Origin of the sequence: Paraburkholderia kururiensis JCM 10599 = LMG 19447 (assembly GCF_003986935.1) — a bacterium.
GTDB lineage: Bacteria > Pseudomonadota > Gammaproteobacteria > Burkholderiales > Burkholderiaceae > Paraburkholderia > Paraburkholderia kururiensis.
On sequence record NZ_RJZE01000024.1, the window covers coordinates 96,071 to 111,825 of the forward strand.

At 65.1% G+C, this 15,755-nt stretch carries 8 protein-coding genes; 7 read left to right on the plus strand and 1 reads right to left on the minus strand.

Annotated elements, in window-relative coordinates; all coding sequences use genetic code 11:
• The first annotated feature begins 101 nt into the window (after positions 1-101).
• The 3 genes from atpD (at position 102) to PKKP23_RS25920 (ending at position 4,083) form a co-directional block, all read left to right on the plus strand.
• Positions 102-1,496 carry a F0F1 ATP synthase subunit beta gene (gene atpD / locus PKKP23_RS25910; protein WP_026120933.1) on the plus strand — a complete coding sequence of 465 codons (1,395 nt, stop codon included), beginning with the start codon at positions 102-104 and terminating at the stop codon, positions 1,494-1,496.
• Positions 1,497-1,668: 172 nt separating this feature from the next.
• A complete protein-coding gene (locus PKKP23_RS25915; RefSeq protein WP_017772241.1) occupies positions 1,669-2,094 on the plus strand; it encodes a F0F1 ATP synthase subunit epsilon in 426 nt (141 codons plus the stop codon).
• Positions 2,095-2,337: 243 nt separating this feature from the next.
• A complete protein-coding gene (locus PKKP23_RS25920; protein ID WP_126878982.1) occupies positions 2,338-4,083 on the plus strand; it encodes an AMP-binding protein in 1,746 nt (581 codons plus the stop codon).
• Positions 4,084-4,605: 522 nt separating this feature from the next.
• On the opposite strand, the gene PKKP23_RS25925 is transcribed toward PKKP23_RS25920, so the two are convergent.
• Positions 4,606-5,358: a transporter substrate-binding domain-containing protein gene (locus PKKP23_RS25925; protein ID WP_051061918.1), complete on the minus strand. Its 753-nt coding sequence runs from the start codon at positions 5,356-5,358 to the stop codon at positions 4,606-4,608.
• A gap of 209 nt (positions 5,359-5,567) precedes the next feature.
• Between PKKP23_RS25925 and hemE the strand changes: the two genes are divergently transcribed.
• The 4 genes from hemE (at position 5,568) to PKKP23_RS25945 (ending at position 15,649) form a co-directional block, all read left to right on the plus strand.
• Complete coding sequence (gene hemE, locus PKKP23_RS25930) at positions 5,568-6,704, plus strand: uroporphyrinogen decarboxylase (protein WP_126878983.1); 1,137 nt, start codon at positions 5,568-5,570, stop codon at positions 6,702-6,704.
• Positions 6,705-7,127: 423 nt separating this feature from the next.
• Complete coding sequence (locus tag PKKP23_RS25935; RefSeq protein WP_126878984.1) at positions 7,128-9,383, plus strand: primosomal protein N'; 2,256 nt, start codon at positions 7,128-7,130, stop codon at positions 9,381-9,383.
• Between the two features lie 1,055 nt (positions 9,384-10,438).
• The gene (gene putA, locus PKKP23_RS25940; RefSeq protein WP_126878985.1) at positions 10,439-14,413 is read left to right on the plus strand and encodes a trifunctional transcriptional regulator/proline dehydrogenase/L-glutamate gamma-semialdehyde dehydrogenase; all 3,975 of its coding nucleotides are present in this window, start codon (positions 10,439-10,441) and stop codon (positions 14,411-14,413) included.
• An 87-nt stretch (positions 14,414-14,500) separates the two neighbouring features.
• On the plus strand, positions 14,501-15,649 hold the full coding sequence (locus PKKP23_RS25945; protein ID WP_017772234.1) for a branched-chain amino acid ABC transporter substrate-binding protein: 1,149 nt from the start codon (positions 14,501-14,503) through the stop codon (positions 15,647-15,649).
• The last annotated feature ends 106 nt before the right edge of the window (positions 15,650-15,755 follow it).

Genomic DNA, 15,755 nt, shown 5'->3' on the forward strand with positions numbered 1-15,755 from the left:
ACGGTGCGGCCAGACAGGCGCGAGACGAAACGTCCCCGTAGCCGGGCGCTCGAGATGGCGCCCTAGCGCGAGTGAAGAATCAGGTATCTAAAGGAAAAGCGATGAGTACAACTGCTTTGGTAGAAGGCAAGATCGTACAGTGCATCGGCGCGGTGATCGACGTGGAGTTCCCGCGTGAGCACATGCCGAAGGTCTACGACGCCCTCATTCTGGAAGGCACGGAGCTGACGCTGGAAGTGCAGCAGCAGCTGGGCGACGGCGTTGTGCGTACGATCTGTCTGGGTGCATCGGACGGTCTGCGCCGCGGCATCATGGTCAAGAACACCGGCCACCCGATCTCGGTGCCGGTCGGCAAGCCGACGCTCGGCCGCATCATGGACGTGCTCGGCCGTCCGATCGACGAAGCCGGCCCGATCGAAAGCGAACACAAGCGCTCGATCCACCAGAAGGCTCCGGCGTTCGACGAACTGGCGCCCTCCACGGAACTGCTCGAAACCGGCATCAAGGTTATCGACCTGATCTGCCCGTTCGCGAAGGGCGGCAAGGTGGGTCTGTTCGGCGGTGCGGGCGTGGGCAAGACCGTGAACATGATGGAGCTCATCAACAACATCGCGAAGGAACACGGCGGTTACTCCGTGTTCGCGGGCGTGGGCGAGCGTACCCGTGAAGGGAACGACTTCTACCACGAAATGAAGGACTCCAACGTTCTGGACAAGGTCGCGCTGGTGTACGGCCAGATGAACGAGCCGCCGGGCAACCGTCTGCGCGTGGCGCTGACCGGTCTGACGATGGCCGAGCACTTCCGCGACGAAGGCCGCGACGTGCTGTTCTTCGTCGACAACATCTACCGTTTCACGCTGGCCGGTACGGAAGTGTCGGCACTGCTGGGCCGGATGCCGTCGGCGGTGGGTTATCAGCCGACGCTGGCTGAAGAAATGGGCAAGCTGCAGGAACGCATCACGTCGACCAAGACGGGCTCGATTACCTCGGTGCAAGCCGTGTACGTGCCTGCGGACGACTTGACCGACCCGTCGCCTGCTACGACCTTCGGCCACCTGGACGCAACGGTCGTGCTTTCGCGTGACATCGCGTCGCTCGGTATCTACCCCGCCGTGGACCCGCTCGATTCGACCTCGCGTCAGATCGACCCGAACGTGATTGGCGAAGAGCACTACACGATCACGCGCGGCGTGCAGCAAACGCTGCAGCGCTACAAGGAACTGCGCGACATCATCGCGATTCTGGGCATGGACGAACTGTCGCCGGAAGACAAGCTGTCGGTGGCGCGTGCACGTAAGATCCAGCGTTTCCTGTCGCAGCCGTTCCACGTTGCTGAAGTGTTCACGGGCTCGCCTGGCAAGTACGTGCCGCTGAAGGAAACCATCCGCGGCTTCAAGATGATCGTGGAAGGCGAGTGCGACCACCTGCCGGAGCAGGCGTTCTACATGGTCGGCACGATCGACGAAGCCTTCGAGAAGGCCAAGAAGATCCAGTAACGGTCGGGTGTAACGAAGCAGGGCGCCGCGTGGGTTTTCGTCTCGCCGCAGTCGTACACACGACGCGGCAAAGACGCGGACAACACGCAGCGCCCCGTCCTACGCTCAACCAGCTTTGCATGGACGAGAGTGAGCGCGAGCCGCTCGCACTCGTCGGCAGGAGTCGACACATATGGCAACGATCAAGGTAGACGTCGTCAGCGCGGAAGAGCAGATCTTCTCGGGCCAGGCGAAATTCGTCGCGCTGCCGGGCGAAGCGGGCGAGCTCGGCATTCTGCCGGGCCACACGCCGCTCATCACGCGGATTCGTCCGGGTGCGGTGCGCATCGAGGCTGAGAACGGCGAGGAAGAGTTCGTTTTCGTCGCCGGCGGCATCCTCGAAGTGCAGCCGGGCGCAGTAACGGTGTTGGCCGACACGGCGATTCGCGGCAAGGACCTCGACGAGGCGAAGGCCGAGCAGGCCCGCAAGCGCGCGGAAGAGGCGCTGCAGAACACCGGCTCGAACATCGAGTACGCCACCGCTCAGGCGGAACTTGCGTACGCGACGGCACAGCTCGCTGCGATCCAGCGTCTGCGCAAGCTGCGCGGTCAGCACTGATCGCTCGGCGACGACGGTCAAAGAAAGCAGCCTTCGTGGCTGCTTTTTTTTCGTCCACACTTGACGTTTACGGAAAGGTCAGCAAAATCGAGAGTCCGTCGCCGCTGGCTGGCCGTGACCATCGTCATCGACATGGCCAGGCGCGCTGCGGGTAAGACTTGATGCCGTGGCGTCATCGAGCAGTGGCAGAATCGGTTTCAAATTCATTTCAATAGAGAGCTCACCTCTCACGGAGACAGCACCATGGCAACGCAAGCTGCGGGCGGCGACGCGTCCGCATGTATCGAACCGAAAGACGGCCTTTCATACGTGCGCGGCGCAACCGATATTCCGCTTAGCGAGGCGACGATCGCGCAGTTCCTGCTCGACACCGTTGAGCGCTTTCCCGACCGGCCAGCCGTGGTGTTTCGCGAGCAGGGCATTCGCTGGACGTGGCGCGAGTTCGCCGACGAGGTGGACGTGCTCGCCGCGGGCCTCGCATCGCTTGGCATCGTGAAGGGAGATCGCGTCGGCATCTGGTCGCCGAACCGCGTCGAATGGCTGCTCACGCAATTCGCGACGGCGCGCATCGGCGCGGTGCTCGTGAACATCAATCCGGCCTATCGGCTGCACGAACTCGAATATGCGCTGAACAAGGTGGGCTGCAAGGCCATCATTTCGGCGGAGCGCTTCAAGACGTCGATGTATCTGGAGATGCTGCAGGAGCTTGCCCCCGAACTCGCGAGCGCAACGCCGGGCGACCTGCATGCCGCCCGACTGCCGGATTTGCGCATGGTGATCCGCATGTGCGACACCGAAACGCCCGGCATGCTGACCGTCTCCGATGTGGTGGAGCGCGGCCGCGTGTGGTGTGAGCAGAACGGCAAGGCAACGCTAGACGGCATCGGCGCCACGCTCGACCGGTACGATCCCATCAACATCCAGTTCACCAGCGGCACGACGGGCAATCCGAAGGGCGCCACGCTCACGCATCGCAACGTTGTGAACAATGCGCGTTTTATCGCGATGGCGATGCGACTCACCGAGCAGGACGCGCTCTGCATTCCGGTGCCGCTTTATCACTGCTTCGGCATGGTGTTGGCCGTGCTCGCGTGCGTTTCGGTGGGCGCCAACATGGTGTTTCCCGGCGAAGCGTTCGATCCGCGTGCCACGCTGGCTGCTGTTGCCGAAGAACGGTGCACGGCGCTGCATGGCGTACCCACCATGTTCATCGCGGAACTGGATCATCCCGATTTCGCGACGTTCGATCTCTCGCGTCTGCGCACCGGCATCATGGCCGGCTCGCCATGTCCTATCGAGACCATGAAGCGTGTGGTCTCGAAGATGCATCTGAGCGAAATCACCATCGCCTATGGCATGACGGAAACGAGCCCTGTGTCGTTCCAGAGTTCCACGCAAGATCCGCTCGACAAGCGCACGACAACGGTAGGCCGCATCCAGCCGCACCTCGAAGTGAAGATCGTCGATCCGCTGGGCAACATGGTGCCGGTTGGCGACACAGGCGAGCTGTGCACGAAGGGCTATTCCGTGATGCTCGGCTACTGGGGCGACGACGCAAAGACGAAGGAAAGCATCGTGGATGGCTGGATGCACACGGGCGATCTCGCAACGATCGATGCCGAAGGCTACTGCAACATCGTGGGTCGCCTGAAGGACATGGTCATTCGTGGCGGCGAGAACATTTACCCGCGCGAAGTGGAGGAGTTTCTGTTCCGCCATCCGAAGATCCAGACCGTGCAGGTGTTCGGTGTGCCGGATCAGAAGTATGGCGAAGAGCTATGCGCGTGGATCGTGCTGCGCTCGGGAGAGCAGGCCACGCCCGACGAGATTCAGGAGTTCTGCCGTGGTCAGATTGCGCACTACAAGATTCCGAAGTACGTGCGCTTCGTCGATGAACTGCCGATGACGGTGACGGGCAAGATTCAGAAGTTCGTGATGCGCGAGCGCATGATCGACGAACTGCATCTCACGGTGCAGAAGACTGCGTGAAGTTTTCCGGGCGAAGGAAGATGTTCTGGAGCCCGAAAAATGGCAAAAAAAAAGCGGGCCTGGAGCCCGCTAAAAACCACACGCTACGGGGTTAGCGCGAGGAGACCAATGAAGGAGCCGCTCGTGAAGGCCTGCAGGCCGTGTCACGGCTCCAGCAAGGATGCCCCTGCGAAGGGCTTCGGCTTACGCCGACCGGCCGATGAATCGTGTCCGCTCACACTTACACCTGGCCACATCCGTGTTGAAACCGTTAAAGCGTTGAAGGGCATTGTGGGCGAATTAACCCGGTAGCGCGGTAACAAAGTGTTTCAGGTTGTAACGCCCGCCAGATAAGGCTCTCCGCGATTTTTTTGCCGTCCTTATGACGTTTTTCGGTCGAATTTACCGGTATTTTTATCTCTTAATTAGAGGCTCAGAAACACTCGCATTCAGAGCGCATCGCACGCTATGCATACCGCAATCATTGCGCACGATGCGTCGTAAGAAACGATCAGGAATCGCGCATTCGGGGCGCGGTTACGGTTACTTCAGCCACTTGTCCGAGATCGACTGGTACTCGCCCGTCGCACGCAACAGGTGCAGCCATTGATCGACGTACTGCTGGAAGACCACATCGCCGCGAGGCAGCAACCATGCCTTCTCACCGTACTGGAACGGCTTGTCGGGATGAACGGAGCATAGCCCCGGATTCAGCTTCTGCTGCAAAAGCGTTTCGGACGCGTCGGTCACCATCACATCGGCCTTGCCCGCGAGAATTTGCTTGAAGATCGTGACGTTGTCCGGATACACCGTGAGGTTGGCGTGCGGGAAGAACTGCTTCGCGAAACGTTCGTTCGTGCCGCCCGGATTGACGATGACGCGTGTCGAGGGCCGATCGATCTGCTCCACCGTCTGGTATCGGCTCACGTCGCTGCATCGCACGATAGGTGCCTTGCCGTCGATCTGATAAGCCTGTGTGAAGAACGCGCGCTTTTGTCTTTCGAGTGTCGTCGAGACACCGCCCACACCCACATCGCACTTCGCGACGAAGTCGTTCATCAGGTTCGACCACGTCGTCTTCACGAACTCCGCCTTCACGCCAAGCGACTTCGCGAGCGATTGCGTCATGTCGATGTCGATGCCTTCGAACTGGCCGTCCGGCCGGTAGTACGAATAGGGCTTGTAGTCGCCGGTGGTGCAGGCGCGCAGCGTGCCGCGCGCGAGAATTTCATCGAGACGCGACGTGGCCTTCGCTTCGTTCTGCGGCGCTGCGGGATTCTGTGCGCAGCCCGCCATGCCGGCGAGCAAGGCGCCGGCCAATGCACTCGATGCGATGCTTGACGCGATAGCGGTGGTCCGATTTCTTCTCATGAGGTCTCCTCGTTTGTGAATGCCCGATGAATCGATGCGGCCCTTGATGATAGTACGCAGCGAGAGGCCGCAATAGCCAGGCGCCGTACGGGTAAAATGCGGCTTTGCCTTTCACGCGACAGACGCTCCGCAACGTGGCCCATCCCCTTCTGAACGACACTTTCCTGCGCGCGCTGTTGCGACAGCCCACCGAGTACACGCCGGTGTGGCTCATGCGCCAGGCGGGGCGCTATCTGCCCGAGTACAACGCCACGCGCAGCCGCGCCGGCAGCTTTCTCGGGCTTGCCAAGAATCCCGACTACGCGACCGAGGTCACGCTGCAGCCGCTCGACCGCTATCCGCTCGACGCCGCCATTCTGTTCTCGGACATCCTCACCGTTCCCGACGCGATGGGCCTCGGCCTCGACTTCGCTGCGGGCGAGGGACCGAAGTTCGCGCGCCCCGTGCGCACCGAAGAGGACGTGGCGCGGCTCGCCGTACCCGATATCGACGGCACGCTGCGCTACGTGACCGACGCCGTTCGCCAGATCCGCCGCGCGCTCGTCGACGCGCAAGGCCGCCAGCGTGTGCCGCTGATCGGCTTTTCGGGCAGCCCGTGGACGCTTGCGTGCTACATGGTGGAAGGCGGCGGCTCCGACGATTTCCGCACCGTGAAGACGATGCTGTACGCCCGCCCGGACCTGATGCATCGCATTCTCGACATCAACGCGAAGTCCGTGGCCGCGTACCTGAATGCGCAGATCGAAGCCGGCGCGCAGGCCGTGATGATTTTCGACACGTGGGGCGGGGCGCTTGCAGATGGGGTCTATCAGCGCTTCTCGCTGCACTACATCCGCGAGGTCGTGCAGCAGCTCAAGCGCGAGCACGATGGCGCACGCGTGCCCGTCATCACGTTCACGAAGGGCGGCGGGTTGTGGCTGGAAGAAATCGCGGCCACCGGCGTGGACGCCGTCGGGCTCGACTGGACCGTGAATCTGGGTCGTGCGCGCGAACTCGTGGGCGACCGCGTTGCGTTGCAGGGCAACCTGGACCCCACTGTGCTGTTCTCGCCGCCGTCGAGCATCCGCATCGAGGCGCGCGCGCTGCTCGACAGCTTCGGCGACCATCCGGGCCATGTTTTCAACCTGGGGCACGGCATCTCGCAGTTCACGCCGCCGGAGCACGTCGCAGAGCTGGTGGACGAGGTGCATCGGCACAGCCGGGCAATTCGCGGAACGGGTCTACCAGCGGGTCTGACGGCGGGCACGGCCCCATCCGGCCCCGCAGTGTGACGCTTCTGTTGCAGTGCGATGAAGTGGGCTCCACGCCTCAGGGTGCCGGGGGACGCAGAAGGCCATCCACAGGCCCTTTTCGCGTTGTCAAGACTTGACTTATGCACACAGGTCACGTTGCGGCGCGGTAGAGCATTTCGTCGCTGCAAAGTCCTTGCCGGATCGCCGCGATTTTGATCAATCCCTTGACAGACAAGGCTTTTCGCGGAGCGGCCGTCAGGCCGGCCTTCCTGGCCGAATAGCGGCCAAACGCCGCGGGGCGGCCTTCCTGGCGAACTTCTTAACAAAGTTATCCACAGGCGCGCCGCGATTCGCGGCGCATTTGTTCAGCCGAATCCTTAACTTAGCGCCGAAAGTGAAGTTTTACTTTAAGTGTGGGCTGGACAACACTCGCCGCGACCGGCCCATGCTAAAGGCAGCCGAATGACGGACCGCTTTGTCCGCGTCGCGCTGGACCATCCGCTGTCCACGCTCTTCGACTATCGCTACCCGGGCGGCGGGCCGGCCCCACTGCCCGGGACACTGGTCAACGTGCCGTTCGGACGACGCGAAGCGGTGGCGCTCGTATGCGAAGTGACCGCTCACAGCGACGTGCCGCCTGATCGTCTGCGCAACGTCACGAGCGTGTGCGGCGGTTGTCCTCCGCTTTCCGCCGATTGGCTCGCGCTCGCCGCCTTCGCCGCGGACTACTACCAGCGCGGCCTCGGCGAAGTCGCGTTGCCGGCGCTGCCCCAGGCACTGCGCGACGCGTCGCGCTGGGAACGCCTGTTCGCGCACGAGCCGCGCTACCGCGTGCTGCCCGCTGGCCGCGGCGCTCTACCGGACTCCCTGCCCGTGCGCGCCAATGCGCTGCGTCGACTGGCCGCGGCGTTGCTGGCCGAGGATGCGCTTTTCGCCTCCGACGCGCGTTCGCTCCATCCCAAAGCCGTGGCCGTGCTCGATGCCTGGTGCGAAACGGGCTGGGTTCGGCGCGAGGTGGTCGATCCGTTTGCGGCGGGCAATAGCGCCACCCCGTCCGTCGCCACGGCCGGCCCCGTATCGCTCCCCGTTCTGACCGACGAGCAAACCATCGCGCTCGCCGCCATCACCGGCGCCAGCGGCTTCGCGCCGTTTCTGCTCCACGGCGTGACCGGCAGCGGCAAGACCGAGGTCTATCTGCGCGCGCTCGCTCATCTGCTCGAGCGTCGTCCGGATGCTCAGGCGCTCGTCCTCGTGCCTGAAATCAACCTCACGCCGCAGTTCGAAGCGGCGTTCCGCGCGCGCTTTGCGTCGCTGGCGGAGGGCGCCATCGTCACGCTGCACAGCGGTCTCGCCGAGGGCGAACGCGCGCGCAACTGGCTCGCCGCGCACACGGGCCACGCGCGCATCGTGCTCGGCACGCGGCTCGCGGTGCTGGCGTCGTTGCCGAAGCTCGCCATCATCGTGGTCGACGAGGAGCACGACCCCGCCTACAAGCAGCAGGACGGCTTGCGTTACTCCGCGCGCGACCTCGCCGTGTGGCGCGCGAAGCAGCTCGACGTGCCCGTGGTGCTCGGTTCGGCCACGCCGTCGCTGGAAAGCTGGTGGCTCGCGGAGCAGGGCCGCTATACGCGGCTCACGCTGTCTCGCCGGGCCGTGACCGATGCGGCGTTGCCCGTCGTGAAGCTGATCGATCTCGAAGACGAGCACCGCCGCGGCCGTGCGTCGTTCGAGGGGCTCTCCGGGCCACTCGTCGCCGCGATGAAGACGCGCCTCGAACGCGGCGAGCAGAGCCTCGTGTTCCTGAATCGCCGCGGCTACGCGCCCATCCTTTCGTGCGACGCCTGTGGCTGGGTGGCCGGTTGCCCCCGATGCAGCGCCTACGTCGTGCTCCACAAGCCGGAGCGTGCGCTGCGTTGCCACCATTGCGGCTGGGAATCGCGCATTCCGCGCGCGTGCCCGGACTGCGGCAACGTCGATATCGCGCCGATGGGCCGCGGCACCCAGCGCATCGAGGAAGCGCTCGCCCAGGCCGTGCCCGGTGCCCGCGTGCTGCGCATCGACGCGGACAGCACGCGCCGCAAAGGCAGCGCCGAAGCGCTGTTTTCGGACGTGCACGCGGGCGAGGTGGATATCCTGGTGGGCACGCAGATGATCGCGAAGGGCCACGACTTCCAGCGTGTCTCGCTGGTGGGCGTGCTCAATGCGGATACGGCGCTCTTCTCGCACGACTTTCGCGCCAGCGAGCGTCTGTTCGCGCAACTGATGCAGGTGAGCGGGCGCGCGGGCCGCGCCGGCCTGCCGGGCGAAGTGCTGGTGCAGACGCGCTACGCGCGCCACGCGCTCTATCACGCGCTCACGCGTCACGACTATGTGGGTTTCGCGACAGCGACGCTCGCGGAGCGTCGCGACGCCCATCTGCCGCCTTTCGTCTACCAGGCGCTGCTGCGCGCCGAGGGGCGCACGCTCGATGCCGCACTTGCATTCCTCCAGCAGGCCGCCGCGGCGCTGCACGAGATTCCGGCCGCGGAGCGCGTCACGGCCTACGACGCCGTGCCCATGACCATCGTGAAAGTGATGCACGTGCATCGCGCCCAGTTGCTGATCGAAAGCGGGTCGCGCGCCGCGCTGCAGGCCACGCTGCGGGCATGGCTGCCGGCGCTGCGTCAGATCAAAGGCGTGCTGCGCTGGAGTGTCGAGGTGGATCCGCTCGATATCTGAGGCTGTTGCCGGTCGAGCGTAGCGAAGGGAAGGCGCTTATCCGCGCGGGTCATATCGACAGCGCGAAAGGCGAGCTCATGAATGCGGGGGGCGCGCTGTCGTAACCAATCGCGGTTAATACCGCCAGCGGTTACGCGCTGTCCGCGCACGTGCTCGCACCGTACTGGCATAGCCTCGCGCCGGGAACATGAGCGCCGGCGGACGCGCCGCCGCGCTGGCGCAACTGGACCGGGCACGCTGCTGCGCGGCCTGCCGGTTGCGTGCGGACGATCGACATTCGATAGAGCAGAGCATTGCGGGTCTCGCTGTATTCGGTTCGGGTTTCGGAGATGCTGTCGCCTTGAAGCCGTCTCTGCACGCTGCACGATTCGCCGGGTCTCGCCTCGCGATACCTGCCCGTAGTTTCAGCCTTTGTTGGCCTCAGCATCGGCGTGACTGCCGCAGCTGCCGCGCGCCGCCTGGGTGCCCTGTCCTCGCGCCCTGCTTGAGTGCCCGCTTTGTCAGCGGCCTCTTTGTCAGCGCACCCGCACGTCGCGCGCCTGAACGTGCGACGCGCACGCCCGGCGAGGGCAACCCCTGTCGAGATCCGGGTTCGCCAGCTTCCCTTCAGCTTTCGTGGCGCTGTGCGTCGATGAGCCCGCGCACGTCGCGTCCCGACGAATCCTTTACAGGAACGGGGCGGACCGCCGGGGACGAGGCCCCGCGAATAAACAGGATCGCGCACGTCGCGCACATCGCCCACACGCCAGCAATTACCATCCACTTTTCCATTTCGCCAATCCTTTTAGTCGAGCACCGTGCGACAGGGCGCATAGCTGTATAACGGCGGCGTCGGCGTTTCGATAAGGGCGGTGGCACAAAGAATCTCATCAGGGAAAATACCGATTCCGCATAGCGCGCCCCGGTTTGGTGCGATCGACTGAAAACCCTTGTGCCATAAGGCTTCCAAGGTGGTGCAACCCACGTTCCCGTTTGGTTGCACCTTTTTATTGGGAGGCGTACGATTCGGCCAACTTTTTTGGTATTGGCCGGTCGCACCGGCCCGTGAGCGAAATATGGCGAGCACCACCCTCGGCGTCAAAGTCGACGACCTCCTGCGTACCCGGCTGAAAGACGCCGCCGCGCGCCTCGAGCGCACCCCCCACTGGCTCATCAAGCAGGCCATCTTTGCCTATCTCGAGAAGATCGAGCACGGCCAGCTGCCCGCCGAACTCACCGGTCACCACGGTGCAACCGACCTCGCCGACGGCGCCGCCGTCGACGCCGAGGAAGACAGCGCCTCGCATCCGTTCCTCGAATTCGCGCAAAACGTGCAGCCGCAGTCGGTGCTGCGCGCGGCGATCACGGCGGCGTACCGCCGGCCCGAGCCGGAGTGCGTGCCGTTCCTGATGGGTCAGGCGCGTCTTTCGCCCAGCCTCGGCGCGGACGTGCAGAAGCTGGCCGCGCGCCTTGTCGAAGCCTTGCGCGCGAAGCGCTCGGGCGGCGGTGTGGAAGGGCTGATTCACGAGTTCTCGCTGTCGAGCCAGGAGGGCGTGGCGCTCATGTGCCTCGCCGAAGCGCTGCTGCGCATTCCCGACCGCGCCACGCGCGATGCCCTGATTCGCGACAAGATCAGCAAGGGCGACTGGAAGTCGCACGTCGGCCACGCGCCCTCGCTGTTCGTGAACGCGGCCACCTGGGGCCTGATGATTACCGGCAAGCTCGTCACGACCAACAGCGAAACGGGCCTCTCGTCCGCGCTGACGCGCCTGATTGGCCGGGGCGGCGAGCCGCTCATCCGCAAGGGCGTGGACATGGCCATGCGCCTGATGGGCGAGCAGTTCGTGACGGGCGAGAACATCAGCGAAGCGCTCGCGAACAGCCGCAAGTTCGAGGCGCGGGGCTTCCGCTATTCGTACGACATGCTGGGCGAAGCCGCCACCACGGAAGCCGACGCGCAGCGCTACTACGCGTCCTACGAGCAGGCCATTCACGCCATCGGCAAGGCGGCGGGCGGGCGCGGCATCTACGAAGGCCCGGGCATCTCCATCAAGCTTTCGGCGCTGCATCCGCGCTACTCGCGTTCGCAGCAGGAACGCACGATGACGGAGCTGCTGCCGCGCGTGCGCTCGCTCGCGATCCTCGCGCGCCGCTACGACATCGGTCTCAACATCGACGCCGAAGAAGCGGACCGCCTCGAAATCTCGCTCGATCTGCTCGAAGCGCTCTGCTTCGACCCCGAGCTGCAAGGCTGGAACGGCATCGGTTTCGTGGTGCAGGCGTACCAGAAGCGCTGCCCGTTCGTGATCGACTACATCGTGGACCTCGCACGCCGCAGCCGGCATCGCATCATGGTGCGGCTCGTGAAGGGCGCCTACTGGGACAGCGAAATCAAGCGCGCCCAGGTGGGCGGCCTGGAAGGCTACCCGGTCTACACGCGCAAGATCTACACGGACGTCTCGTACCTTGCGTGCGCGAAGAAGCTGCTCGCGGCGCCGGACGCCGTCTATCCGCAGTTCGCCACGCACAATGCCTATACGCTCTCGGCCATCTATCACCTCGCGGGGCAGAACTACTACCCCGGCCAGTACGAGTTCCAGTGCCTGCACGGCATGGGCGAGCCGCTGTACGAAGAGGTGACGGGGCCGGTCTCCGCAGGCAAGCTGAACCGCCCGTGCCGCGTCTACGCGCCGGTCGGCACGCACGAGACGCTGCTCGCGTACCTCGTGCGGCGCCTGCTCGAAAACGGCGCCAACACGTCGTTCGTGAACCGTATCGCGGACACCTCCGTGCCGGTGGCCGAACTCGTGGCCGATCCGGTCGAGGAAGCCGCGAAGGTTTCACCCGTCGGCGCGCCGCATTCCAAGATTCCGCTGCCGCGCAATCTGTATGGCGCAGAGCGCGTCAATTCGATGGGCCTCGATCTGTCGAACGAACATCGGCTCGCGTCGCTCTCGTCGGCGCTGCTGGCGAGTGCGCATCACCCGTGGCGCGCCGCGCCCATGCTCGACGACACCGAGACGGTGAGCGGCGTGGCGCGCGACGTGCGCAACCCGGCCGATCATCGCGACCTCGTGGGCACGGTGGTGGAAGCCACCGCCGCGCACGTGAACACGGCGCTCTCGCACGCCGTGGCCACCGCGCCGATCTGGCAGGCCACGCCCGTGGACGCCCGCGCCGATTGCCTCGCGCGTGCTGCTGACCTGCTTGAAGCGCAAATGCACACGCTGATGGGCCTCGTGGTGCGCGAGGCGGGCAAGTCGCTGCCGAACGCAGTGTCCGAAATTCGCGAAGCCATCGACTTCCTGCGCTACTACTCCGCGCAGATTCGCAGCGAGTTCTCGAACGACACGCATCGCCCGCTCGGTCCCGTGGTCTGCATCAGCCCGTGGAACTTCCCGCTCGCCATTTTCATGGGTCAGGTGGCGGCAGCGCTGGCGGCGGGCAACACCGTGCTCGCCAAGCCCGCCGAACAAACGCCGCTGATCGCCGCGCAAGCCGTGCGCATTCTGCGTGAAGCCGGCGTGCCGGCCGGCGCCGTGCAACTGCTGCCGGGCGACGGCGAGACCGTGGGTGCCGCGCTCGTGGCCGACCCGCGCACGCGCGCCGTGATGTTCACGGGCTCCACGGAAGTGGCGCGGCTCATCAACAAGACGCTCTCGGAACGCCTCGACGCCGAAGGCCGCCCGATTCCGCTGATCGCCGAAACCGGCGGCCAGAACGCGATGATCGTGGATTCGTCCGCGCTCGCGGAGCAGGTGGTGGCCGACGTGCTGCAATCCGCGTTCGATTCGGCGGGTCAACGCTGCTCGGCGCTGCGCGTTCTTTGTCTGCAGGACGACGTCGCGGAACGCACGCTGGAAATGCTCACGGGCGCAATGCGCGAACTGACCATCGGCAACCCGGACCGCCTTTCGGTGGACGTGGGCCCCGTGATCGACGCCGACGCGAAGCGCGGCATCGACGCCCACATCGCCGCGATGCGCGAAAAGGGCCGCAAGGTGGCGCAACTGGACATGCCGGAAGGCTGCGCGCAAGGCACGTTCGTGCCGCCGACGTTGATCGAGATCGATAGCCTCGACGAACTCAAGCGCGAAGTGTTCGGTCCGGTGCTGCACGTGGTACGTTACCGCCGCGCGCAACTCGACCGGCTGCTGGAGCAGATCCGCGCGACGGGATACGGGCTCACGCTCGGCATCCACACGCGTATCGACGAAACCATTGCGCATGTGGTCGGCCGCGCGCACGTGGGCAACATCTACGTGAACCGCAACGTGATCGGCGCAGTGGTGGGCGTGCAGCCGTTCGGCGGCGAGGGTTTGTCGGGCACGGGGCCGAAGGCGGGCGGTCCGCTCTATCTGCAGCGGCTGCTCGCGACGCGGCCCGCGGGCTTGCCCGTGTCGCTCGCGCAGACGCTCGTGGTGGATGCGCCGCAAAGCGGTGACGGCAGCGACGAGGCGCAAGGCGCGGCGGGTTCGCCCGTGCCGCACTCCGCGCAGGCTGCGCTCACCGCGCTGCGCGACTGGCTGATCGCCGAGCGCGAGCCGGCACTGGCTGCTCGCTGCGAAAGCTACCTCGAGCACGTGCTCGTGGGCGCCACCGCTGTGCTGCCGGGCCCGACCGGCGAGCGCAACACGTACACGCTCGGCGCGCGCGGCACGGTGCTCTGCGTGCCGGCCACGGCGGGCGGCGCGCGGGCGCAGTTCGCGGCGGCGCTGGCCACCGGCAACCGTGCGCTCTTCGACGGCGCCGCGGGCGAGGCGCTGGTCGGCGCGCTGCCGGCCGCGCTCAAGCCGTATGCGAGCGTGAAGAAGGCTGCGGATGCCGTGTTCAACGCGGTGCTGTTCGAAGGCGACAGCGACGAGCTGCTCGCCCTCGTGAAGGAAGTGGCGAAGCGGCCGGGGCCCATCGTCTCGGTGCAGGGCGTGGCGGCGCATGCGCTCGCGAGCGGCGACGAAGACTACGCGCTCGAACGCCTGCTCACGGAACGCTCGGTCAGCGTGAACACGGCCGCGGCGGGTGGTAACGCGAATTTGATGACGATCGGCTGAGCCATCCCGGACCGGTCGGCGCAAAGAAGGAGGGGCACGGCGATCCCGTAAGCCGCTCCATTCCATACCTGGTATCAAGGAGAAGATATGCAACACACGATGAAACAGCTGGCAGGCGCAACGCTGGTTGCTGCAATGTCGCTGGCGGGGACCGCGCATGCGCAGCAGGCAGACGACGTGAAGATCGGCTTCGCGGGCCCGATGACGGGCGCGCAGGCGCACTACGGCAAAGATTTCCAGAACGGCATCACGCTGGCCGTCGAAGACATGAACGCGACGAAGCCCGTGATCGGCGGCAAGCCGGTTCACTTCGTGCTCGACTCGGCAGACGACCAGGCCGACCCGCGCACGGGCACCACCGTCGCGCAGAAGCTCGTTGACGACGGCATCAAGGGCATGCTCGGCCACTTCAACTCGGGCACGACGATCCCGGCTTCGCGCATCTACGCGAATGCGGGCATTCCCGAGATCGCGATGGCAACGGCGCCGGAATACACGCAGCAAGGTTTCAAGACCACGTTCCGCATGATGACCTCGGACACGCAGCAAGGCTCGGTGGCCGGCGCGTTCGCGGTGAAGAAGCTCGGCATGAAGAAGATTGCGATCGTGGACGATCGCACGGCCTACGGCCAAGGTCTGGCCGACCAGTTCGAGAAGGCCGCGAAGGCGGCGGGCGCGACCATCGTCGATCGTGAATACACGAACGACAAGGCCGTGGACTTCAAGTCGATCCTGACCAAGCTGAAGGCTGCCAATCCGGACCTGATCTACTACGGCGGCGCAGACGCGCAGGCCGCGCCGATGGTCAAGCAGATGAAGGCGCTGGGCGTGAAGGCTCCGCTGATGGGCGGCGAAATGGTCCACACGCCGACCTTCCTGCAGCTTGCGGGCGACGCGGCGAACGGCACGGTGGCATCGCTTGCCGGCCTGCCGCTGGACGAAATGCCGGGCGGCAAGACATACGTCGAGAAGTACAAGAAGCGCTTCGGCGAAGACGTGCAGACCTACTCGCCGTACGCGTATGACGGCGCGATGGCGCTCTTCACGGCCATGAAGAAGGCGAACTCGACCGACCCGGCGAAGTACCTGCCGTTCCTTGCGAAGACCGACATGCCGGCTGTGACGACGAAGCAGCTCGCCTACGACTCGAAGGGCGATCTGAAGAACGGTGGCATCACGCTGTACAAGGTCGTCGACGGCAAGTGGACGACGCTGGAAAGCGTGGGCGGCAAGTAAGCTGCGTGGTTGCCCGCCTGGCTGATCGTTCGGCGAGGCGGCGCGCCAAAGGCAAGCTACCCGCAGGCGTCGCGACGAAGTAGACGCCATGAAAAAGCCCCGCAGG

Excerpts from the sequence above, each read along its gene's own strand:
- atpD (WP_026120933.1), top strand. The coding sequence starts at position 102 with ATGAGTACAACTGCTTTGGTAGAAGGCAAGATCGTACAGTGCATCGGC.
- PKKP23_RS25915 (WP_017772241.1), top strand. The coding sequence starts at position 1,669 with ATGGCAACGATCAAGGTAGACGTCGTCAGCGCGGAAGAGCAGATCTTC.
- PKKP23_RS25920 (WP_126878982.1), top strand. The coding sequence starts at position 2,338 with ATGGCAACGCAAGCTGCGGGCGGCGACGCGTCCGCATGTATCGAACCG.
- PKKP23_RS25925 (WP_051061918.1), bottom strand. The coding sequence starts at position 5,358 with ATGGCGGGCTGCGCACAGAATCCCGCAGCGCCGCAGAACGAAGCGAAG.
- PKKP23_RS25935 (WP_126878984.1), top strand. The coding sequence starts at position 7,128 with ATGACGGACCGCTTTGTCCGCGTCGCGCTGGACCATCCGCTGTCCACG.
- putA (WP_126878985.1), top strand. The coding sequence starts at position 10,439 with ATGGCGAGCACCACCCTCGGCGTCAAAGTCGACGACCTCCTGCGTACC.
- PKKP23_RS25945 (WP_017772234.1), top strand. The coding sequence starts at position 14,501 with ATGCAACACACGATGAAACAGCTGGCAGGCGCAACGCTGGTTGCTGCA.